The sequence below is a fragment of the Chloroflexus sp. genome (assembly GCF_034432675.1).
Classification (GTDB): domain Bacteria; phylum Chloroflexota; class Chloroflexia; order Chloroflexales; family Chloroflexaceae; genus Chloroflexus.
On the sequence record NZ_DAOUBI010000182.1, the window covers coordinates 12647 to 37067 of the forward strand.

At 54.9% G+C, this 24421-nt stretch carries 16 protein-coding genes; 13 read left to right on the forward strand and 3 right to left on the reverse strand.

The annotated features are described in order from the left end of the window. The first annotated feature begins 67 nt into the window (after positions 1-67). From VAE55_RS13685 to VAE55_RS13745, 13 genes are all read left to right on the forward strand, one after another. Positions 68-1528 carry an ABC transporter substrate-binding protein gene (locus VAE55_RS13685; protein WP_322816330.1) on the forward strand — a complete coding sequence of 487 codons (1461 nt, stop codon included), beginning with the start codon at positions 68-70 and terminating at the stop codon, positions 1526-1528. 87 nt (positions 1529-1615) lie between these two features. After that, a complete protein-coding gene (locus VAE55_RS13690; RefSeq protein ID WP_322816331.1) occupies positions 1616-4456 on the forward strand; it encodes an extracellular solute-binding protein in 2841 nt (946 codons plus the stop codon). After that, positions 4446-5360 carry a carbohydrate ABC transporter permease gene (locus tag VAE55_RS13695; protein ID WP_012259689.1) on the forward strand — a complete coding sequence of 305 codons (915 nt, stop codon included), beginning with the start codon at positions 4446-4448 and terminating at the stop codon, positions 5358-5360. Before VAE55_RS13690 ends, VAE55_RS13695 begins: the two co-directional genes overlap by 11 nt. 1 nt (position 5361) lies before the next feature. Continuing rightward, entirely contained in the window at positions 5362-6264 is a 903-nt protein-coding gene (locus VAE55_RS13700; RefSeq protein WP_322816332.1) for a carbohydrate ABC transporter permease, read from the forward strand. Further along, the gene (locus VAE55_RS13705; RefSeq protein ID WP_322816333.1) at positions 6264-8279 is read left to right on the forward strand and encodes a YIP1 family protein; all 2016 of its coding nucleotides are present in this window, start codon (positions 6264-6266) and stop codon (positions 8277-8279) included. The genes VAE55_RS13700 and VAE55_RS13705 overlap by 1 nt, the downstream gene beginning before the upstream one ends. Then, positions 8272-10404 (forward strand): DUF5696 domain-containing protein, encoded by a 2133-nt coding sequence (locus VAE55_RS13710; protein WP_322816334.1) that lies wholly within the window; start codon positions 8272-8274, stop codon positions 10402-10404. Before VAE55_RS13705 ends, VAE55_RS13710 begins: the two co-directional genes overlap by 8 nt. 54 nt (positions 10405-10458) lie before the next feature. Beyond that, the gene (locus VAE55_RS13715; protein WP_322816335.1) at positions 10459-11328 is read left to right on the forward strand and encodes a sugar ABC transporter permease; all 870 of its coding nucleotides are present in this window, start codon (positions 10459-10461) and stop codon (positions 11326-11328) included. Positions 11329-11377: 49 nt separating this feature from the next. Next, positions 11378-12307 carry a carbohydrate ABC transporter permease gene (locus VAE55_RS13720; protein WP_322816336.1) on the forward strand — a complete coding sequence of 310 codons (930 nt, stop codon included), beginning with the start codon at positions 11378-11380 and terminating at the stop codon, positions 12305-12307. Further along, positions 12300-13679, forward strand: coding sequence for a glucoamylase family protein (locus VAE55_RS13725; RefSeq protein WP_322816337.1), 1380 nt, complete (start codon positions 12300-12302; stop codon positions 13677-13679). Before VAE55_RS13720 ends, VAE55_RS13725 begins: the two co-directional genes overlap by 8 nt. Next, positions 13679-14662: a LacI family DNA-binding transcriptional regulator gene (locus VAE55_RS13730; protein ID WP_322816338.1), complete on the forward strand. Its 984-nt coding sequence runs from the start codon at positions 13679-13681 to the stop codon at positions 14660-14662. The genes VAE55_RS13725 and VAE55_RS13730 overlap by 1 nt, the downstream gene beginning before the upstream one ends. Before the next feature lie 3 nt (positions 14663-14665). Then, on the forward strand, positions 14666-15904 hold the full coding sequence (locus VAE55_RS13735) for a glucoamylase family protein (RefSeq protein ID WP_322816339.1): 1239 nt from the start codon (positions 14666-14668) through the stop codon (positions 15902-15904). A gap of 18 nt (positions 15905-15922) precedes the next feature. Next, the gene (locus VAE55_RS13740; protein ID WP_322816340.1) at positions 15923-18190 is read left to right on the forward strand and encodes a beta-galactosidase; all 2268 of its coding nucleotides are present in this window, start codon (positions 15923-15925) and stop codon (positions 18188-18190) included. Between the two features lie 100 nt (positions 18191-18290). Next, the gene (locus VAE55_RS13745) at positions 18291-20399 is read left to right on the forward strand and encodes a glycoside hydrolase family 3 N-terminal domain-containing protein (RefSeq protein WP_322816341.1); all 2109 of its coding nucleotides are present in this window, start codon (positions 18291-18293) and stop codon (positions 20397-20399) included. Between the two features lie 219 nt (positions 20400-20618). Here the strand turns inward: VAE55_RS13745 and VAE55_RS13750 are convergent, their stop codons facing one another. The 3 genes from VAE55_RS13750 to VAE55_RS13760 form a co-directional block, all read right to left on the reverse strand. Beyond that, on the reverse strand, positions 20619-21605 hold the full coding sequence (locus VAE55_RS13750; RefSeq protein ID WP_322816342.1) for an ABC transporter permease: 987 nt from the start codon (positions 21603-21605) through the stop codon (positions 20619-20621). 67 nt (positions 21606-21672) lie between these two features. Continuing rightward, positions 21673-22707: an ABC transporter permease gene (locus VAE55_RS13755; RefSeq protein ID WP_322816343.1), complete on the reverse strand. Its 1035-nt coding sequence runs from the start codon at positions 22705-22707 to the stop codon at positions 21673-21675. Next, entirely contained in the window at positions 22704-24200 is a 1497-nt protein-coding gene (locus tag VAE55_RS13760; RefSeq protein ID WP_322816344.1) for an ABC transporter ATP-binding protein, read from the reverse strand. The genes VAE55_RS13755 and VAE55_RS13760 overlap by 4 nt, the downstream gene beginning before the upstream one ends. Positions 24201-24421: the final 221 nt, after the last annotated feature.

Genomic DNA, 24421 nt, shown 5'->3' on the forward strand with positions numbered 1-24421 from the left:
AGCACGACATAGCGATGTTGCGTGTTTCAGATTCGCAGAAGACTCTCGCGTCTCAAGGAGAAGAAGCATGAAACCATTTGCCAAAGGGGGAATCGTGCTGGTGCTGGTCCTGATGTTGAGCGGACTGGCCGGCTGTTCATCAGCTCCGACAGCACCAGCCGAACAGCCGACACAGGTACCAGCCGCTACTGCCCAACCAACGACCGCAGCACCAACGTCAGCACCCGCGACCGAGCCGTCACCGGTTACGACTGACAGGCAACCCGTTACCCTGCGTTACGCCAACTGGAACCTTGGTACCGAAGAAGAGAACAACATTCAGCGTCGCCTGGTTAAGGCGTATATGGAACTCAACCCCCACGTGACCATCGAGTTTGTCGATATGTCCGGCGGTGGGTGGGATGATATGCTCAACACTTATGCGGCTCGCGGTGAATTGCCCGATGTCTTCATGGCGAACAATATGCCGCTCTACGTGAAAAACGGCTGGCTGGCCGATCTTACACTACTGGTAGAAAATGATCCCGATTGGTCATTGATCCCTGAAGTATTACGTTCGGGCGTAACCTACAATGGCCGCGTCATGGGATTACCAGCCGCGCAGTTTATCATGGGCTATTTTGTGAATCGCGATCTCTACGAAGCGGCCAACCTCGATGCACCTGAATACGGCTTTAGCGTCGAGGAGTTCAACACCGCCGCTACCAGTCTGCACAACCCGGCCCGTGGTATCCTGGGGCTTGACGAGATGGAATTTGTGATGGGCTGGTATCCCCATGTGCTCGACAACAATTTGCAGTGGTTTGGCTTCGATGGCGTCCACATGAACTACAATTCGGCTGCCTTCAAAGAGACCGTAGCCAAAGTTGCAGAGTTGAAACCCTATACCTGGCAAGGTCTCACCGACGAGCAAAAGCCGAATTTCAAGTCAGCCGGCCCATGGGAGCTGTTCCTGAACCAGGAAGTAGGCATGCGCTGGGAAGGCGGATGGGCTATTCCGCAGATTGCACAAAACGCCACCTTCGATTGGGATTTCGTCGGCATCCCTGGTGGTAATCAGGCCATCGTTATGGATATTATCGTGGTCTCCAAGACGGTGCCGAACCTGGAGGAAGCCTACCAGTTTGCCCGTTGGATGACCTTCTCGCGCACTGCCTACGCCAAAGAGGTTGAGCTGGCCCGCGAGATGGGTAGTGTGCCGAGCAAGATGCCGGTCGCGGTGGACGACGAGTCTATCCAGTTGTATCGCCAGTTCTTCGACAAACCGGGTATCAATGCGGCCCTTGCCAACCTGGACAACAGCCTGGTAGAGTCGCTGGCCAAGATCGTACCTGGCTATATCCAGGCCCGCTGGGAGGGTAAGCCGGGCATCGACATCGGTGAAGACAAGGATGTGAACATGTGGTTCATGTTCTTCCGCGCTGCCGATGGTATCTACAAATACGAAGATTACGCAGCCCAACTGGAAACTTTTGCCAACAACCTGCTCGACTCGGCACGGGCTGAGGTTGAATCGGCATTGAAGTAGTCAGGATTACGTAAGGTGAGGGTACCATTGTGCCCTCACCTTATCACAGAGCAGACAGGCGCTCAATCCATGGTATCGCGAGGCACCATGAACGCTCATCTCATGCTGCGGACAATCCAGATCATACTGGTGGTTGGACTTATCGGGTCACTGAACCCGGCGCTGGTTTGGGCCGATAGCGGACTGCGAGCACCCATCGAGGTGCGCGCCAGCACCTTCGGGTATCCAACCGGCACACATCCGCTCGCCGCACACTATCCGAAACCCAGTGTTGCCTTGCAAAACGGTGATCAGATATCGTTCACCGTTGATATACCCCAGGCCGGGGAATATACGCTGGCAATCGACGCGGTGGTGCCTGAAGAGGTCATGTTCCTGCCACCGGAAGCCCTCGTCCAGATTGATGGGCACGCTGAACACTGGCGCCTGATCTTTCCGCTCTTTTACCAGGATACCGCCGATACATTTCCGGTTGATCGTTACGGCAACGAAACGCTGATCCCACAAACCCGCCTGACCCGCTGGAGTCAGGTCTTCCTGCGCGATGTCAGTTTCAGCCAACCGTACCCGACCGTTATCTCGCTACCGGCAGGCCAACAACGGTTTCGGTTATCGATCCATGAAGCACCGGTGGTTATTGGCAGTATCTACCTGATGCCGGCTACTCGTTACCCAGGCTACATTGAATATCAGCGCGAACGACAGGCAGCGGCAACCACAGGCGTACTCATCGAACTTGAGGCAGAAAAACCGAGCTACAAAAATGACACCGCTATCCGTCCGATCAGCCGGCAAAACCTGGAGGTAACGCCCTATGATCCGTACCGCTCCCGATTAAATGTGATTGGGGGTGAGAGCTGGGATCAGAGTGGCACAACCGTCTATTATGAGTTTACCGTCCCTCAAGATGGTTGGTACAACGTTACCTTACGTGCGATCCAGGATTATAAGAACAACTTTACCGTTTATCGCCGCATCCTCATCGATGATCGCGTGCTGTTTGCAGAATTAAACGCGGTGCCCTTCAACTACGATCCGGTCTGGCGCAACTACACACTCGGTGGTGAAACACCCTACCAGATTTACCTCACACGTGGCAGCCATGTGCTTGGGATCGAAGCGACAACTGCCCCGTACCACGACTCGATTCAGCGGGTGCGGGTCGGGTTAAGAGCCATCGCCGATACTGCCTTTGAAATCAAACGGCTCACCGGCAACCAGATCGACATCTACAAAGAGTGGGAGATTGCTGACTACATCCCTGATATTCGCGAACGATTGCTTACGCTTGCCGATCAATTGCGTGCCGACCAGCAAACCCTCCTGGCCGTCAATCAGACGCCGGCTTCACCGGAAGTGCTTGCCTATCAGATGGCAATCGACAATCTCATGATCCTCGCCCAAGACCCCAACCGGATTCCGGTACGCATGAGCCGTCTCTCGGAAGGGGCCGGTTCGGCAGCCCAACTACTGGGCAGCATTCTGCCCTCATTGCAGAGCCAGCCATTGGCGATTGACAAAATCTACATCCATTCGCCTGACATAATTCCGCCCGAACCCACAATTTCGGTTGGCGCTATCGCTTTTGACTGGATGCAACGTTTTATTGCCTCTTTCCGCAGCGATCCCTATCAGAGCGCCGGTGCTGCACCTGATGAACTAGAGGTTTGGGTTAATCGTCCACAACAATACGTCAACCTACTTCAGCAACTCACCGACAAGTACTTTACTCCGCAGACCGGCATCAAGGTGAAGTTCTCGATCATGCCAAACGAGTCAAAACTCGTGCTGGCCTGTGCCGCCGGTACCCAACCCGACGTCGCCCTCGGTGTCAGCACCAATATTCCCTACGAGCTGGCAATCCGCAATGCCCTGTACAATCTGCGCCAGTTTCCCGATTTTGATCGCTTCATCCGCATCTACGCCCCCGGTTCGTTGCTCAGCTACATCATCGATCAGTCGGTCTACGCCATACCGGAAACGCAAGATTTCTGGGTAACGTATTACCGCAAAGATGTGCTCGAACGTCTTGGGTTGCCGGTACCGCAAACGTGGGATGAGGTACTTGAGATTCTGCCCGAATTGCAGCGGTATGGGATGAACTACAACACTGCCCTGTCGAGCGGTAGCGGTTTGAAGGGGTATCTGGTGACAGCCCCCTATCTTTTGAACCACGGAGCCTCGCTCTACACCCAGGAAGGATTGTCAGGACTGGGAACCGATGAAGCGATTCGGGCTATTCGCTTCATGGCCGAGAGCTTTACGATTTACGGCATGCCGCTGACAACATCCAGCTTCTACGAGAGTTTTCGGTCTGGCGAATTACCAATCGGTATCTCCAATTTTGAAACCTACCTCAAACTACTCACCGCTGCGCCTGAAATTGATGGCCTGTGGGATATTGCGCTGTATCCGGCAACTGTGTTGCCGGATGGCCGTCAGCTTCGCTATGCCACCGGATCGGCGCAGGCAGCCATGATGTTTGCTAACACCGATAAAGCGACAGAGGGTTGGACATTTCTCAAATGGTGGATGTCCACCGAAACGCAGGTCATGTTCCAGCAAGAACTCATCATGAACTACGGGCTTGAATACCTGTGGAATCCGGCAAACCTGGAAGCTTTCCGCTTCACGCCAATTCCCTCTGCCCATCGCGACATCATCTTGCAGCAGTGGCAATGGCTCCAGGAACCGGTAAAGTTACCGGGCAGTTATATGCAAGAGCGAGAGTTGAGCAACGTCTGGAATCGAATTGTCTTCGACGGTGCCAATCCACGAGCAGCGATTGATAATGCAGTAACTGTCATTAATCGCGAAATTGTGCGCAAAATGACCGAGTTCGGCTACATTCGCAATGGCGAACGGGTGCGCACCTTCACTATTCCAACCATCGATCTGGTAAAGGAGTGGATGGACAATGCGCAATGACCGGCAGACAACATGGAGCCGCTGGTGGTACAGGGAAGCCAGCGCCTACGGCTTCGTCGCACCGTATGCGTTGCTCTTCGCCATCTTTATCGCCATTCCGGTTCTGGCGGCGTTTCTGCTGTCGTTTACCTTCTTCGATTCGATTCAACCACCGCAATTTAACGGCTTGCTGAATTATATTGTGCTGTTAACCCAGGACGACATCTTTATGAAGTATGTCCTGCCCAATACGATTCAGTTTGCCGTCCTGGTCGGTCCAGGTGGGTATGTGCTGGCATTTTTACTGGCATGGATGCTGGCTCAATTGCCACGCATCCCGCGCACCATCTTTGCGCTCATCCTCTATTCGCCATCAATGACGGCCGGCGTCGCAATGTCGGTTGTCTGGCAAACGCTGTTTAGCGGCGACCAGAATGGGTATCTCAACAGTTTCTTGCTCAGCCTGAACCTGATCCAGGCGCCGATACAATGGCTCCAATCACCGCAATACCTGATGACGATCATGATCATCGTTACCCTGTGGAGCAGTATGGGTGTTGGATTCCTGGCCATGCTGGCAGGACTGCTGGACATTAACCCTGAGTTATACGAAGCCGGTGCCCTTGACGGCATTAGTAATCGCTGGCAAGAGATTTTCTACATTACCATCCCTTCGATGAAACCACAGATGCTGTTTGGGGCAGTGATGGCGATTGTCGGCACCTTTCAAGCCGGAGCAATTGGTGTTGCGCTGTCTGGCAGCAACCCCACACCGCAATACGCCGGTCAACTGATTGTCAATCACATTGAAGACTACGGCTTTCTACGCTACGAAATGGGCTACGCTGCGGCGGTTTCGGTCGTTCTGCTCTTGATGGTATTGCTCTTCAATCGTCTGGCCAACAAACTGTTCCGAGAGGACTAACATGAGGCGTAAACGCTGGTTCAACTACAGCATGCGCGATAGCGGCATCAATCCACGCGGCTTTCACCCCAGCCAGATCAAGTTCTATCTGGTGCTGGTACCGTTGTCGATTGTTATGCTCCTCCCTATCGTCTTTATCTTTTCCCATGCCTTCAAACCGCCAGAGGAGCTATTTGCCTATCCACCACGCTTCTTTGTGGTCAGACCAACCCTCAAGAATTTTACCGATCTCTTTGCCCGGCTATCGACCTCTGAGGTACCGGTCAGCCGTTATCTGTTCAACAGCATCATGGTCACCCTGATCACCGTGCTGGCCTCGCTGGCCGTTGGCTCAACAGCGGCGTTTGCGCTCTCGAGGAAGCGGTTTCGGCTGAAGGAGACCCTCTTTGCCATTAATACCGTTGCGCTGATGTTTGTGCCGGTCGCAGTTACCATTCCCCGCTTTCTCATCATTCAGCAGCTTGGCCTCTTAAATACGTTTTGGGTGCATATTTTGCCTGTCCTGGCGATGCCGGTGGGCCTGTTTCTCTTGAAACAGTTTATTGATGCGCTACCAAACGAAATGATTGAAGCAGCTCAAATCGACGGTGCCAGCGATTGGCAAATTTACTGGCATATCATTCTCCCGCTGACCCGACCGGCACTGGCAACCATTGCCATTCTGGCCTTCCAGGCCTCGTGGAACAGCGTTGACACCTCAGCCATGTATATCAACGATGAGAATCTCAAGACCTTTGCCTTTTATCTCTCTACCCTCACTTCAACAACAGCAGGCGCAAATATTGTGGCCGGTCAAGGCATGGCGGCGGCAGCTTCGTTGATTATCTTTCTTCCCAACCTGATTATCTTCATCCTCCTGCAAAGCCAGGTGATGAGCACCATGTCGCATTCAGGATTGAAGTGATGAAACGCTATCAGCTATTACTTGTAATAATTCTGTCGCTTTGGATTGCGTGGTGGGCACCGTCTGCGCTTGCCGATACGCCTTACGTCACCTGGACGCCCGGCCCTGGTGGCGAGTTGTTTATGACGCAAGACGCCTACATTCCGGTTGATGAGATCAGGCTACCGGTAACCGGGCCAGAAGACCTCTACATGACAACCAACGGCATGATCTACCTCGCCGATACCGGGAATGGACGGATTGTGCAGCTTACTACCGATTACGAGATTGTCGCCGAATATGGCAAGGGCGTGCTGGCCCGTCCAACTGGGGTCTTTGTTGATGACGAGGGCACCGTGTTCGTTGCCGATGCCGGTCTGAACCAAGTAGTGATCTTTGCTGCCGATGGTACGCTTCGCCAGCAGTTTGGCCGACCGCAAGAACCCCTCTTCGGCAAGCGACGTGAATTTTTGCCGCGCAAAATTGCCGTAGACAGGCGTAAAAACCTCTATATCATCAGTGAAGGTTCTGTCCAGGGCGTTATTCAACTGAATCCCGATGGCCGTTTCATCGGTAACGTTGCAGCAAACACTGCCCAAATGTCGTTGCGGATGATCTTGCAGCGCATGTTTCTGAGTGAAGAACAGCTTGCGCAACTGGTACGCAATGAAGCAGCTTCGCCGTCGAATGTGATCATCGATCAGCAATCGATGCTCTACACGATCACAGCCAGTACCTTTCCTGATCAGAGTATTCGCAAATTTACCGTTGCCGGGCGCAATATTCTACCCCCGGTTTACGGCTCAACCTCGTTTCGCGATATTTACGTTGATCCGGCGGGATTACTGGTAACTGTTGATGGGGACGGGCGTATTTTCGAATACGAGAACAACGGCACCTTACTCTTTATGTTCAATGCCCGTGATAACGGCGATCAACGACGTGGGACACTGATCAATCCGACCGGCATAGCGCACTACAACGATACCATTTATGTCCTTGATAAAGATAAAAACGCATTGCTGGTCTATCGCGAAACGGCCTTCGCCAGCATTGTGCATCAGGCCATGCGGCTGTATCTGGCCGGCTTTTATCTAGAAGCACAGCCCTACTTCAACCAGGTGCTCAATTACAACGGCTCGTTCATTATGGCGTATCAGGGCATTGCCGATGCAGCCTTCAGAGCAGGCGACTATCAAACGGCACTGACTGCATATCGCTACGCTGAAGATCGGATCGGCTACTCTGAAGCTTTTTGGGAGCTACGAAATATCTTTTTACAGCGTTACCTCGGCTCTGCGATCATCGTTCTTGTGATCGGTACCACCGCACAGCGCATCTTCCGCCACCTGGAACGACGGCATCACTGGCTCGATCCAGTGCGTGCCTCACTCCACACCATTCGCCGGTATCACCTGGTGAACGACGCAGCATTTCTCTTCCGCTTTATCAGCAAGCCGGCGGACAGCTTCTCGTACATTAAAACCGGCGAGCGTGGTAGCCTCGGCTTTGCACTCGGCATCTATTTATGGGTGATTGTGGTCTATGTGCTATCACTCTATCTGATGGGATTTCCTTTTAATGCCTACGCCTATCCGAGCCAGATTCGGGTTGAAAACGAGATTATCGTGCCGATAGTCCTGCTTGGACTGTGGAATGTCGCCAATTATCTGGTTTCAACCATCAGCGATGGCGAAGGCCGAGTGCGTGATGTCTTGATTGGCACTGCCTACAGTCTCTTCCCCTACGCCCTCTTTATGCCGTTGGTGATTGCGCTCTCCAACGTGCTGACGCTCAATGAAGCCTTCTTAGTCTCCTTTTCGCAACAACTTATCTGGGGCTGGACGGGGTTGATGCTGTTTATTATGGTTCGCGAAATCCACAACTATACCCTTTCCGAAACTACAACAAACATCCTGCGCACACTTTTCACGATGGTCATGCTGAGTTTGAGCACATACATTCTCTATCTGCTCTTTGGGCAACTGATTGATTTTGTCGTCACGATCTGGCAGGAGATTGGGTTACGTGGATAAGGTTATCAATATTCTCATTGTTGTAACACTATTTATGACGTGCCAGCCGGTTGCACAAGCCGCAGGCTGGCAACGTGTGGTTCCTGACGGCTATGAACAAGTAGCGACCAACACCGATTTCGAGCTGTATCTCAACCGTGAAACGCTGGCGTTTAAGGTGCTTGACCGGCGCAGCGGTTACCTCTGGTCATCGAATCTGGACGAGGTCACGCCCGAAGATCGCCTCAATCGAAGCTGGACAGCCTTTGCCCGGAGTGGGATCAGCATTGAGTATATGGATAGCCGTGCCAATACGCGCCGGGCTTCGATCACAAATGCCGCCCATGAACTGGACATCACGCTGATCAATAACGGCTTCAGGGGACAATTGACCTTTACTGAACCGGCGATCACACTCACCGTACAGGTCACTCTCACAGCGGATGGGATACAGATTGAGGTACCGGCAAGTGGCATTGTTGAAGGTGGTTCATTTCGGCTGGCGCAACTACACCTCTACCCCTTCTTCGGTGCCATCCGCGCTGCCCAGACCCGTGGCTACATGCTGATCCCTGATGGAAGCGGTAGCCTGATCACCTTTGCCGAACAGACCAACGCCCGCACCATGTTTTACGGTCGCTACTACGGTGCCGATCTGGGGATGCGCGGATCATTCCCCAACAACCCCAATAGCCGTCCGCCATACCTGCTCTCGGCTCCGGTGTTCGGTATGGTACATGGCGAGGGTCAGCATGCGTTCCTGAGTATTCTTGAACACGGATCGGCCTACGCCGAATTACAGGCCCATCCGGCGGGGATCATCACCCAATTCAATTTTCTCTACAACCTCTTCATCTACAACGAGAGCTACTTTCAGCCGACCAACCGCGCCGGTAGCGGCGTCACCGTGATTCAACCGCAAACCAATACCTTCGACATTCTCCAGCACTACCACTTTCTGACCGGGCGCGAAGCCGACTATGTCGGGCTGGCACGAGCCTATCAGCGCTTCCTCGTTGATCGAGGCGTCTTGCGGGCAATGCCTGCAACGCAGCGTGATCTGCCACTGCGGATCGAATTTTTAGGTGCTGAGCGTGAGCGTGTTCTCTTCTGGCAACGCGCCATTCCCATGACAACGATTGCCCACATGGAGGAGATACTGGCGAGCCTGCCAACGCAACGGGTTGAAGTGACCTGCTACGGCTGGCAACCATTAGGCGCAACTGCACCACAACCGCTGACCCTCCGTATCGAAGGCGCCCTGGGGAGTCGAAATGATCTGATTGCCCTGGCCCAAACCATCACTGACCGGGGCGGGTACCTCAACCTGTACCTTGATCCACAAGCCGGTATTGTTGACGAGAGCGGCTACACTCGCAACGAGGTAGCAATGGCAATCAACAAAGCAATGCTCCAGGGCAACCATCGCGGGATGCAGCAACTCTACCTCAACCTGCCCGCAGTCGAACGACGCATCACCGCTCTGAAAACGGCAACGCGGGATTATAACCTGGGGTTGGCGCTCGATGGGATTGGGTTTCGCCTCTACAGCGATTTTCGCAACGAAACCCGGCGCAACCGCGAGGCTATGATCCAGGCCTATCAGGAACTGCTCGCCGAGAACGGCCCCTTTGCCCTTTACCGTCCTAATGCGTATCTGTGGCACACCACCCGTGCTTATTACGACATGCCACTCGGCGATAGTGGCTACATCTACACATCCACAAGCGTGCCATTTCTGCCAATCGTTCTGGCCGGCTATATACCCTATTACGGGCCGGCACTCAATTTTTCGGCCAATGTCGAAGAAGATCTGCTGCGTCACGCCGACTATGGCGCATATCCATCATTCTTCCTGACCCGCGAGCCAACTGCAGCCATGTTGAAAACCAACTCAAATTGGCTCTACACCTCGGCATACACGCAATGGCGTGATGAAATTGAAAAGGCGTATACCCGGTTAGCAAAGCTGTTAAGACCGGTACAGGGTTCACCCATTGTGGCCCGTTCAGCACCATTCCCTGGCGTCTCGATCACCGATTACGCGAATGGGAAACGCATCATCGTGAACTACACGACTCGCCAGATAACCCTGGCCGGTACGACGATCCCACCCCGTGATGCGGTACTTATCGAACGACCGTGACACCTGTTCGCTACACCTCAGGGTGTCAGGAACAGAGATACGAGGAGGAGCAACATGGCAAAGAGTGGCTTGAGACTACGCTTTCGTCTGCGTGAAAATATGCAGGGTTATCGATTCATCATGCCCTGGCTGGTGGGATTTATCCTCTTCACGGCCACACCACTGGTACAGACATTTCAGTATAGCCTGAGCGATGTCCAAGTGGCGATTACAGGTGTTGAACTAACCGCAATTGGCTGGCAAAACTACACCCGTGCGCTCTTTACCGATCCAACGTTTGTGCAGCTTCTGATCGAATACATCATCGAGACCAGTATTTCAGTACCGATTATTTTGATCTTTGCTATGATTATTGCCCTGTTTTTAAATGTCCCATTCTGGGGCCGCGGTCTTTTTCGCACAATCTTCTTTTTGCCGGTCGTCATTACCAGTGGCCCCGTTATCGGCGAACTGACCGCACAAGGAGCCACCGCCGCACCACAGATAGCTACTTCTGCGGTAGTAACCGGGTTTGTTGCTCAATTACCAACGTTACTGCGCGATCCGGTACAATATTTGCTCACATCTTTTATTCTCATTTTATGGTTTTCCGGTGTTCAGATTCTGATCTATCTGGCCGGTTTGCAGAAGATAGACCGTTTTGTCTACGAAGCAGCCGCTGTCGATGGAGCATCAGCCTGGGAGATGTTCTGGAAGATCACGCTACCGTCGTTATCCACGACAACCCTGATAAATGCACTCTATACCGTGGTGACACTCTCCCATTTTTCAGAAAATAAAGTTGTCAAATACATCCATTCACGCATTTATGATGTTGAAGGCGGGATCGGCTATGCCAGTGCGATGACCTTTCTTCATTCACTGGCCCTGATTGGACTGTTGATCGCGACATTTCTGGTTCTCCGTCCGCGTACCCGGGATTAAGCCAATGGATACCACCATCCGAACCCATATCAGTAAAAGGCACCGGATCATGCCACGGCTCCGCTTTGACTATCTATGGCGGATTTTGTGGGGAGTCCACAACCGGCCCGGCATCGTTCCGGTGAGCCTGTTGTACGCTGTTTTGACGGCAATCGGCTTTGTGTACCTCTACCCATTGCTGTTCATGGCGATTACCAGCTTCAAGAGTCCAGAGGATTTGTTGAATCCGATGGTGCAATGGGTACCGACACAGCTCTACCTGGGAAACTACATCAAGGCATGGCGCGTGCTCGATTACCTGGAAGCCTTGCGGGCGACCATTCTCGTCAGTATTGCGCCGACTACCCTCCAGGTCGTTGTCTGTGCACTGATCGGCTACGGACTGGCTCGCTACCGGTTGTGGGGAAAATCGCTCCTCTTCGTGCTGATTTTTGCAACATTTGTGATCCCACCTCAGAACACCGTCATTCCCCAAATGCTTAATTATCGGTATCTGAACCTGTTGGGGAATAGTCTGGCCCTGCTGTTTCCGGCAGCACTGGGCCAGGGCTTCAAAAGCGCAATCTTCATTCTCATCTTCTACCAGAACTTTCTCTCATTACCAAAGGCACTTGAAGAGGCAGCCCGTCTTGATGGTGCATCGGATCTCGGTATCTTCTGGCGGATTGCCCTTCCCGGCGCAACCCCGGCATTTATTGTCTCGTTCGTCTTTTCGGTGGTCTGGTACTGGAACGAGACCTATCTGACCACCGTGTTTCTGGAAGGAGGGATTCAGACACTCCCAATGCAACTTGCCAAATTTACCCAGGCGTATGAAAACCTCTATCCATCGGGCATGGTTAATATGTTCGACCGCCTTAATGAAGCAGTCAAAATGAGTGGTACATTTCTGAGTATTTTGCCACTGCTGATTCTGTACTTTATCTTACAACGTTGGTTTGTCGAATCGATTGAACGATCAGGACTGGCCGGTGAATAAACTGCTTTTCTGGAATTTGCTGCTAGGGATCGCGTTATTGGTCACGGCGTGTTATGCACCGAATGAACAACGTCCAGCGCCAACGTCCAATGTCACGCTCCCATCAACCACTGCCGTATCTGTGCCGGAACCAACAATGCCTGCCCCAGCGCCAACGCCGACACCGGTGAATGATGAGGCGATCATCGCCTACGAGATGCAAGCAGCCTTCAGGTTTTTCTGGGAACAGGCAAACACCAACCCGGACAGTCCGGGGTATGGTCTGATCCGGGATCGCTATCCGGGATCGGCAGGCATCGCCAGCATTGCCGCTGTTGGGTTTGGCCTAAGTGCCATCATTGTCGGCGTCGAACGAGGGTATATCAGCTACGATCATGGCTACGAGCGGGTATTGGGTACATTGCAGACCCTTACCCGTATGGAGCGCGAGCAGGGTTTCTACTACCACTTTGTTGACATGGAAAGTGGAAAACGGACCTGGCAGAGCGAGGTGTCGAGTATTGATACCGCCATCTTGATGATGGGGGTGTTATCGGTCGGTCAATACTTCGGGCATAGTGTACAACAATTAGCCGACGAACTCTACGCCGGAGTAAACTGGGGCTGGTTCCTCGATCCTGACCGGCAAATGTTCTACATGGCCTATCGGCCAGAAGAGGGCTTCAGCGGCCACTGGGATTTCTACGCCGAACAACTGATGCTCTACGTCCTGGCTGCCGGATCGCCAACCTACCCGGTTGATGAGCGCCCGTATTACAGCTTCATCCGCCATATTGGTCGTTACGGCAATGGTGAACCGTTCATTCATTCGTGGTTCGGCTCACTGTTTACGTATCAATTCAGTCACGCCTGGATCGACTTCCGCAATCGGATCGATGCAAAGGGAGTCGATTGGTTTGCCAATTCGGTCGCCGCTTCACGTGCGCATTACGATTTCGCCGTTGCAATGGATGCGAAATACACCACGCTTGGCCCGAACGCCTGGGGACTGACAGCGTGTGACGGGCCGAATGGTTATGAAGGGCGCTACGGGGCACCACCGTCAGGGTACGACAACCGGGCACATCTGATCGACGACACCGTACCACCGGCGGGCGCGATTGGTTCGATCATCTTTACGCCAGCCGAGTCGTTACAGGCAATGCGCTACTACTACTCGTTAGAACCCTTAAAAGGTGTGTATGGCTTCAACGATGCGTTCAACCTCAGCCGCAACTGGTATGCCACCGATGTTATCGGTATCGATAAAGGAATTTCACTGTTGATGCTGGCGAATTATCAAGACGGCTTAATCCACCGCATCACGATGGCTCATCCTGCTATTCTGGCCGGACTAGAGCGACTTGGGATCGAACAGCTTCAGGAGGAGTAATGCCCACGATTAAAGATGTTGCACGTCGTGCCGGCGTTAGTGTAACGGCAGCCTCATATGCGCTTAACCGTACCGGGACGATTAGTGAAGAGACACGTCAACGGGTATTACAGGCAGCCGAAGAGTTAAACTACCATCCCAATGCCTTCGCCCGTCATCTCAAAGCACGTCGTTCGCTTACCATCGGCGTGTTCATTACCCGCTTTGCCGGTGCGTTCTACGAAGAGATTCTCGATGGGATTCACGAGGTTATTCTAAAGACCGATTATGAGTTAATCGTCTGTCCAGAAACACGAGTCGAACGTCGTATTTTCACGCATCGCCAGGTCGATGGTGCCATCGTCTTCGACACCAGCATTCGGAATGAACAGATTCTTCGGCTGGCAGGGCCGAAATTCCCAATTGTCGTGATGGATCGGTACCTGGAAAATAAATTTGTCTTTCCCATCCTGCTCGATAACCGGCAAGGGGTTGTGCAGGCGTTCAACCATCTCTACCGCCAGGGTTTACGGCGATTGGCCTATATCGCCGGTGCCCCAGACTCGTTCGACAACAACGAGCGCATGCAAGCCTTTTTAAATGAGGCAACGCGCCACCACCTGTCACTCCGGGTCTATCCCGGTAATTTTACCGAACAGTCAGGATATGACGCTGCTCGTGCCATCATTGCTGATGGCGACTTACCTGAAGCAGTGTTTTGCGCTAATGACCAGATGGCGATTGGCTTTATCCGGGCCATGCACGAACACGGCCTGGAAGCGCCTCGCGACATCGCTGTGGTTGGCTGCGACGACATTCAGATTGCACGCTACGTTCAACCACCACTGTCAACCATTGGCGCCTCACGGCGTGAATGGGGAGGAACCGCAGCCAAATGGCTCATGCGCTATATCGAACATGAAGAAACCTCACCACCGCAACGAATCCCGACAACCTTTATCGTCCGTGCCTCGTCATTGAAGCGACCTGAATTGTTGGAGTAACTTGTGGACACGTACACTCTCCTCAACTACGAGCGTGAAGGTGCTATCAACTTTTTCCGAGCGGGTACCAATCTCGATCCGAACAGTCCAGGCTATGGTCTGACTGTCGATGCGTTGCATCGTCCACAAATCGCCTCGATTGCGTCGGTAGGTTTTGCACTCAGCGCGTGGATAATCGCCGTCGAGTACGGTATGATGCCGCGCAACGAGGCGTTGAGTCTGGTGCGGGGAACACTGCGCACCCTCTGGGAACGAGTACCGCACCGATACGGCTTCTTTGCCCATTTTCTTGATCGTGATACCGCAGCTCGCTGGGGTCGCTGCGAATATTCCACCATCGATACGGCCCTGTGCCTGAATGGCGCCATCACGGCAGCCGCTTATTTTCACGATGCCGAAATCACCGAACTGACCGAACAGTTGCTTGCTCGCATCGATTGGCACGCCTTCATCACCGAACGTGATCAGCAAAAGGTGCTACGAATGTCGTACAACCCCGATGCTGATGGAGATTATGTCACAAATGAACCGGGATTCATCAGTGTTTGGGATATGGCAGCCGAGCAGAAGATAATCTATCTGCAAGCGGCGTTACACCTCGACCCAACGACCGCACGTGCTCTCTACCGTGGCTTCCGCCGCGATAAAGGCGATTATCGCGGGCAGTCGATCATTATCAATCCCGGCGGCACATTGTTTGCGTATCAGTACACCGAAGCCTGGCTCGATGTCCGCACCTATCGCGATCCAGATGGTGTGGACTGGTTTACCAATACTCGCTTGGCTTCCATGGCCAATCGCGACTATTGTGTGAGCCTGCACGAGCGCTTTCGCACATATCACGCGAACAGTTGGGGGATCGGTTGTGGTGATACGCCACGCGGTTATGTGGTAGCCGGTGCACCGCCAGCCCTGATTCCACCTGAACCTGATGGCACAGTATCGATTAGCAATGCAACCGCCTGTCTCCCATTCATCCCGGATGATGTGCTTGCAATGCTCGATTATCTCTATCGTGAGCACCCACAAAGCTATGGCCGATACGGTTTCTACGACGCCTACAATCTCGATACGGTACCGGCCTGGTACAGTCACACCATCTATGGCATCAACAAAGGCTGTGCCCTCTTGATGCTGGAAAATACCTGCACCGGATTAATCTGGGATATTTACACCAACAGCCCCATGATCCAACGCGCCCTGGCAGTGTTGGGGTTCACCCCGCAGCCATCAGCCTGTTAAGACAGCAAAGGAAGTGTTATGCCTGCATTCACCGCTCATCATCAACGCTTCTGGCTCGATGATCGACCACTGTTCATTCAGGCAGGTGAATTTCACTACTTCCGCACATCGGCTACCGATTGGGAGCAGCGCCTGGATTTGCTCGTGCGTGCTGGGTTCAATGCCGTTGCTTGCTATATTCCGTGGCTCTGGCATCAACCGCAACCCGATCAGATCGATCTGACCGGAACGACTCATCCGTTACGCAATCTGGCCGGCTTTCTCGATCTGGCAGCGCAGAAGGGACTCTACGTGATTGCCCGTCCTGGCCCATACATTATGGCCGAGACCATCAATGAAGGTATTCCGCCGTGGGTCTTTGTTCATCATCCAGAGATTGCTCTGATCAATCAACACGGCATCGGCGAGAACGTCGCCAGTTTCATGCACCCGTCCTTCCTGAGCTGCGTTGCCGGCTGGTATCAGACCGTCTTCGCAATCCTCTCGCCGCATCAGATTACCCGTGGTGGCCCAATCCTCATGGTCCAGCTCGATAACGAGATGGGGATGCTGCATTGGGTGCGGAACAGCTTCGACCTCAACCCAATCACAATGCAATACTTCGCCGACTGGCTCCAGACGACGTATGGTGAGGATGTAAGGGTTGATCCCCAGGTCCTGGCTGCACGTCTGCGCCAGGCCGAAGGGGCAGCGGGTGCGCAACTGGTGGCCGATTATCGGCGCTTTTTCCGCAGTTATCTGCGTGACTATGCGCAGTGGCTCATTGCCGAAGCACGCCGGAACGGCCTTGACACACCTGTTGTGTTCAACATCCACGGTTTCGCTAACGGTGGCAAGACCTTTCCCATCGGTCTCTCACAACTTGCCGGTGTTTTACGCTTGCCTGATGTCATCAGTGCCACCGATGTCTACCCCGGTCAGATTGGCGAAGGCACCTTCCACCAGCTATTGCTGGTTAACGCAATGACCTGTGCCATCCAAAACCCTGATCAACCACTCTTTTCCATTGAGTTTCAGGCGGGTGGCAATCTTGACTTCAGCAATATGTCAAGTTCCTTCTACGACCTGCATACCCGTTTGTGCCTTTCCAACGGTATGCGGGCTATCAACCATTACCTCTTCTTTGATGGCGAGAACGACCCAATCCTCAGTCCGGTGAAACGGCACGATTGGGGTCATCCGGTTCGTAAAGATGGCACCCTGCGCAGCCACTACCACCGCTATCCGCGTTTATCCCAGACCATAGCCAGCTACGGTGAGGCGCTTATCCTGGCCCGTCCTGAACCGGTAACAACCATCGGCTTTCGCCTTGATGATTTCATGACGGAAGTGAATCTCGCATGTACGCAAGAAGAGACAGCGATCATCACCCATCAACGCGAGGTCATCCTGTTTGATCTGATCGCTCGTGGTCTCGCCCTGACCCAACGTGATTTTCGTGCCCTCGATCTGCAACATACTGCTCCCGATCCCCACCAGGTGCCGCTACTGTGGGTGATGCTTGACTGTAATAGCGATCCAGCCACCGAACAGACCCTGATCAAGTACCTTGAGGCTGGCGGCAAGGTGGTCTTGATCGGGTGCTTGCGGGCCGATGGGGTATTGACAAAAACCCTGAACGTTCAACCCCACACCGATCCACCATTCACATCACGCCGGGTACACATCTTTACCATCCCCGATATTCCGGCCAGCTTTGTACAAACCTATCAGGGTGATCTGGAAACCGTCTTTGCCACCGCAGACGGTGCGGCGGTCGGTTTCCGGAAACGAGTCGGGCACGGCGAACTGATTATGCTCGGCGCCTCATTCCCCATCACCAACCTCGATGATCTGCACGTGTTTCAGCAACTTGCCGCATGGGTTAACTGTCCAGCCCCATTTACCCTTTCGACCTGGGCTGATGTACGGCTGAGTCGTGGCCCTGATGGCGATTTTCTGTTCGTCAACCACTACGGCGATGATCCACTGGAAACGCACATTCACTATCAAGGCCAGTCGCTTTGTGATGGTCATCCCATTCGTCTGCCGGCCCGTAGTGGCGCCATTCTTCCGCTCAACTGGCAGGTACGCCCAGGGATCACCGTGCGCTATACGACGGTGGAAGTTCGCTCGATCACAGAAACTGCCGATGGCCTGACCTTCACCTTCGCCCAACCCGAAGGCTATGCCTGCTTTGCTGTACGTATCAATCAGGGAAGTACAGAAGAGAGGAGTGAGTCGATACAACACGTTCACTTTACCAATGGCACCGCATCTGTGCAATGGCCCATCAGAACGACATAAGGATAGTGCAGGCGGCTCTATGCGCTACGCATAGTCAGAGCTACTGTCTGTTTGTGGCAATGCAACCGCAAGATGCAACATCATCAGGAGTACATCAACAATGAACGACGTCGAAGATCGAGTCAACACGTTGTTAGGGCAAATGACCCTCGAAGAAAAGATTGGTCAGTTAAACCAGCCTATGATCCACGGCCTGCCCGGCCTCGATCTCCTGCGCCAGGGCAAAGCTGGTTCGATCATTAATGCCTTCGGCGCATTGAGTGGTCAGGGCTTCGATCACCTCAATAGTGCCGAACAATGCAATGCTCTCCAGCGCGCAGCACTGGAGTCGCGGCTAGGCATTCCTCTTCTGTTTGGTCGTGATATTATTCACGGTCAACGAACGGTGTTTCCAATTCCCCTGGCTCAGGCTGCCAGCTTCAATCCGTCACTCGTCGAGCAGATCAACCAGATTGCAGCCCGAGAAGCCAGTGCGCTCGGTATTCGCTGGACATTCGCGCCAATGCTGGACGTTGCCCGTGATGCACGCTGGGGGCGGATCGCTGAAGGGTACGGCGAAGACCCCTTGTTAACCTCGCGGATGGCCGCAGCGGCAGTGCGCGGCTTTCAGGGCGACGATGTCAGTCAGCCTGACCGCCTGGTTGCCTGTGCCAAACACTACGTCGGCTACGGTGCTGCCGAGGGTGGGCGCGACTACGAGCAGGCCGAAATCTCCGAACCAACCCTACGCGATGTCTACTTCCCACCGTTTCGCGCCGCCGTCGCTGCCGGTGTCGGCACCATCATGAGTGCTTTTCTCGATCTGAACGGTATGCCGGTAACCGCCAATCGCCGGCTCCTGACCGACGTGCTCCGCAACGAATGGGGGTTCGATGGCTTTGTGGTATCTGACTGGGAGTCGGTTGGTGAATTGGTGCAGCATGGCATTGCTGAAGATCGCGCCCATGCCGCAGCACTCGCCCTGTGCGCCGGAGTCGACATGGATATGGTCAGCGGTGCTTATCTGGAGACGCTGGCCGAGAATGTACGGTGTGGACGAGTGACCCTGGCCGAGATCGATGAAGCAGTCCGCCGAATCCTGCGCATCAAGTGCCGGGCCGGTCTCTTTGAACATCCACTGACCGACCCGGAACGGGCAATCCACGACATTTTGACGCCAAAAGCACGTGAATTGGCCCGCCAGGCAGCGAGTGAGACGATGGTGCTGCTCAAGAACGAGCGTCATCTGTTACCATTGCGCGACTTTCGCCGCATCCTGGTCGCTGGGCCTTTCGTGCACGCCACCGGCGAACTCTTTGGCACATGGACAATGGACGGGCGTGCCGGGGATGCGGTGCCGTTAGATCAGGCATTTCAAGTAATCGCACCGGCAGGTACCGATCTATGGTTTGCCGCTGCGCCTGATCTGGCCCTGAGTCGTGCCCACTATGCCGATGCCGTTATCTTACTGGTTGGTGAACATCCGGCTCGCTCCGGTGAAAATGCCAATGTCAGCGATCTCGGCTTACCACCGGGACAACTGGAATGGATTATGGCAATGGCTGCTATCGGCAAACCGGTTGTACTGGTGGTCTTTGCCGGACGACCACTGGCGATTACCCGTGCCGTCGCCCAGGCTCAGGCCGTCATCTATGCCTGGCACCCCGGCCTTGAGGGAGCAGACGCGCTGGCCGAAATCCTCTTCGGTTTGGCAAGTCCAACAGGCCGCTTACCGGTCAGTATGCCACGCACTACCGGCCAGGCCCCCCTGTACTACGCCCACAAACCATCCGGCAGACCGCTGGAAGCCGATGGCCCCTTCCGCACCCGCTATGTTGATATGCCAACGGCGCCTCTCTTCCCGTTTGGCTATGGCCTGAGCTACACCAGCTTTAGCTACAGCGATCTACGCCTGAGCAGTGTGCATATGCGCGGCACATTAGAGATCAGCGCTTTGATTACTAACACTGGGGAACGCACCGGTAGCGAAGTCGTCCAACTGTATGTACGCGATCTGGTTGGCTCGCTTACCCGACCGGTGCGCGAATTGAAAGACTTTCAGCGCATTACCCTCCAGCCGGGTGAAGCCCGCCGCGTCTCATTCATTCTGCGCGAAAAAGACCTGGCCTTCACCCGCGCTGATGGCAGTTGGGGGGTTGAACCGGGCCGCTTCAAAGTCTGGATTGCGCCCCATGCTGAAGCTGGATTAGAGGGGGAGTTTATTCTGTAGGTGAATAGCGTAGGGGGGATGAACGCGGATTTGCACGGATTGAGCGGATGGCTCAAATCCTCATACCTATCCGCACCGATCCGCGGCATCCGCCTCTATCCGCGTTCCCTCATTACACGTGAGGACGCGGATTTGCGCGGATTGAGCGGATGGCTCAAATCCTCATACCTATCCGCGGCATCCGCCTCTATCCGCGTTCCCTCATTACACGAACCCTCATCACGGACGCTCAAACGGCTGACCAAGCGCCGCCGGCGCAGTTGCCCGCAGCCGACCGATCATGGCCAACAGTGGCCGTTGCCAGACGTCCGGCAGGGTAGCAACCCGACGCAGAATCAGGGGCGACGAAGCCAGATTCACCAGCGCCAGCACCAGGATCATCAGCACAAACGGCGCAACCTGCACAAGCTGGGCAGGAATATCGGGTAACGCACTTTGCGACCGTGTTGCCAGAATCTCCAGCGCCGCAAAGAGATAGCAACCGAGCGCAACCCGTAATGGCCGCCAGCCACCGAAGATCACGATTGCCAACACAATCCAGCCTGAGCCAAACGTGTGGCGATAGCTCCATCCCTGCTTGAGATCGAGTGAAAAGGCAGCACCCGCGATCCCCACCAGCACACCACCGAGGATCAGCATCGCATAGCGCCAGCGCTGCACATCAACCCCACGCGCATAGACTGCCGCCGGACGCTCGCCCAACGCACGCACGATCAGCCCCACGCGCGTCGCATACAGCAGATAGGCCGTCGCCGGAATGATCAGAAAACTGGCATAAATCACCGGATCGTGCCGAAAAAACAGCGTTCCCACAATCGGCAGATCGGCCAGGCCAGGAATGGGCATAAACGGCACCGCCGGGCCGGGCAGCCGCACAAACGGCGCACCAAGAAACGATGAGAGATCGGTACAGAGCAACGCCAGCACAAAACCCACCGCAGTCTGCGATTGACCGAGGGTGATACTGAAAACGCCCAACACCACTGCTACCAGCGCACCGATCAGAGCCGCCGCCACAAAGCCCAGCAGCACATTCTGCGTCGTCACCGCGACAGCAAAGCCGGTCATCGCGGCCAGCAACATCGTTCCATCCAGCGAAAGGTTAATGACCCCCGCCCGCTCACTGATCGTCTCACCCATCGCGGCAATCACCAGAGGTGACGCTGCGGCCAGTACCGCCGCAATATCGATCCATAGTTGATTCATAATCCAATCACACGATGTCTATGTCTTGTGCTGGTGTTGATGTATCTTATGCCGTCGATATAACTCATCAGCCACGTGCGGCCTGGGTGTCCTTTCGCACGCGCGTCGCCAATGCAAAGAGGACTAATGCCCCCTGAAGCACACCGGCAATAGCGCTGTCAATTCCCAATGTGAGCGGCAACTGAATACTCCCTACGGTAAAGGCCGCAAAGGCAATCGTAACTGGTAGTAACCATCGCGGATCAGCTCGCGCCAGTAAGGCTACCAGCAAACCCAACAAACCGATCCCACTCGAAATATTTGGGATGAGCGCGTGATGGACAGCCACTACCTGTACCATACCGGCCAGCCCGGCCAGCGCACCACAGGCAGCCAGCGTCTCCAGCATCCGCCGGGCAGCCGCCACGCCCAACCGCCCGGCTGCCGCCGGGTTCAACCCGATAGCCCGCACCTCCAACCCCCAGCGCGTCTGCGTTAATGCCCACCAGACAACAGCCAGGGCCAGCAAAGCGATCACTGGTGCAGCCGGCGCCAACCGCAGCCGGTCAATCGTCGGCCACCAGAGTTCACGCGGCAACAGATCAGTTCCCGACAACGACGCCGATGTCTGTCGTCGCCAAGGCCCCAACACCATATACATGGCAATACCGCTGGCGAGAAAGTTCATCCCTAGCCCGGCGAAGATTTCGCTGACACCGGCACAACGCCGCAAGAGACCGATCAGACCGGCCCAGAACGCGCCACCAGCCATTCCGCATAGCGCAGCCAGCAACCAGAGCAGCGGAGGCGATATATCGGGCCAGAGGCGCAGCGGAACCATCGCCGCAATCGCGCCCATGATCATCTGCCCTTCGACACCGAGGTTGTAGAGTCCACCGGCGAAGGTAATGCTCAGCCCAACTGCACAGAGCAAAAGCGGCGCAGCCAGCATAATCATATCGCTCAGACGCACCGGCGTACTGAATGCACCGAACAGCACCAACCGGTAAGCGTCAAGCGGCGATACTCCCGTACTCAGGAGAGCGAGCGTAGTAAACGCGAAAGCAGCCAGCAGCGCCAGTAGTGGTTGTGTCGCCTGCGTGATCAGGGTAGATCGCTTCATACCGCCTCCACCAACGCCTCAAAGCCGACCCCACCGATCAGCTCGGCCAATCGTCCTGACGACAACAGTGCCCGTGGCATCGGCGGACCGATCCGTCCGGCAAAGCACACAATGACCTCGTCGCTATACTCCATAATCTCGTCCAGATCGGGCGACGCAAAGACCACACAGCACCCGGCGTCGCGCCGTGCCTGCAAGCGGCCCCAGATCGCCCGCGCCGAAGCGACATCCAGGCCACGGGTGGGTTGCTCGGCAAGAATACCCCGGGCATTCGGCGGCACCAACGCCAGCATAGCCCGCTGCTGATTACCACCGGAAAGCGCCGCAATTGGCGTGATCGGGGTAGCCTTGATCTGATAATCGGCAATCGCCTGCCGGGCCAGCTCTTCAGCCGAGCGACGATCTACAAGTATCCCGTTTCGTTGAAGCAAAGCAAAATGATCGGTGAGCGAAAATGCACCAATCATCCCATCGTGCAACCGATCCGCCGGCAGATATTCAATCCCAGCCTGGCGAAACACAAGCGAACCGGCACCGGTCAGATCCCGCCCGTTAACCAGAATCTGCCCACGTTCCGGCGTGATCTGACCCGCCAGCAAACGCAGCAATACCTGCTGACCACTACCATCAAGACCGGCCAGCCCGATGATACGCCCGGCAGCGAAGGTATGATTCAGATCGTAGATCTGAAGCGAGCCACTACGCACCATTACCTGTCGCAATTCCCACACCGGTGGGGCGGTAATGGCCGGAAGCGGACGATAGACTGCCGACGAAGCACCGGCATCACCAAACATCAGCGTCAGGAGATACTCCTGAGGTTGTGGCATCGGCAACTGGCCGGGTGGCACCACTTCACCATTCCGCAACACAGTGACCGTATCGCATAGCTCAGCCACTTCTTCCAGCTTATGCGAGACAAACAGAATAGTACGGCCTTCAGCAGCAATCTGGCGTAACGCCGCGAACAAGGCCCGTGTCTGCGCTGCGGTAATGCCGGTGGTTGGCTCATCGAGGATCAACACCTGTGCGCCACACAACAACAGGCGCATAATTTCAATCTGTTGTCGCTGCCCAATTGTCAACTGATCAAGGCGGGCTGCCGGATCAACCGCAAAACCCAATCGTTCAGCGAGTTCCAGCAATGCCGTCTGGGCGGCTCGCCGCGACGAGAAGACCCCACGTGGTGCAGCGCAAAGCAGATTCTCCAACACGGAAAAGGCCAGCACATCCAACGGCTCCTGATGCACCATCCCCACCCCGACCTTCAGAGCGTCAGCCGGCCCGCGCAACCGGCTGGGCACGCCGTCAAACAGTATCTGCCCCTCGTCCGGTTGCATATAGCCGGACAACAGCTTCATCAGCGTGCTCTTACCGGCACCATTTTCGCCCAGCACACCGTGTATCTGGCCGGCAGCAAACGAAATGGAGAGCCGATTGTTGGCCAACACCGGCCCAAATCGTTTTGTGAGATGTTCAACCGCTATCCGCATGCGCTTACCGGTTTGTGCTTATCAGAACCAATCATCCCCATCCAAAACAGATCATCCCACCCCCCGCTATGCCCGCCCCCAGCGGGGGCGGGGTAGGGTGGGGGCGTGTCACCTGCCACCCTGACCCAGCACCCATCAGCAGAAGCCTTCCCCCCCGTCGTTCCCGCCCCCAGCGGGGGCGGGGTAGGGTGGGGGCGTGTCGCCTGCCACCCTGATCCAGT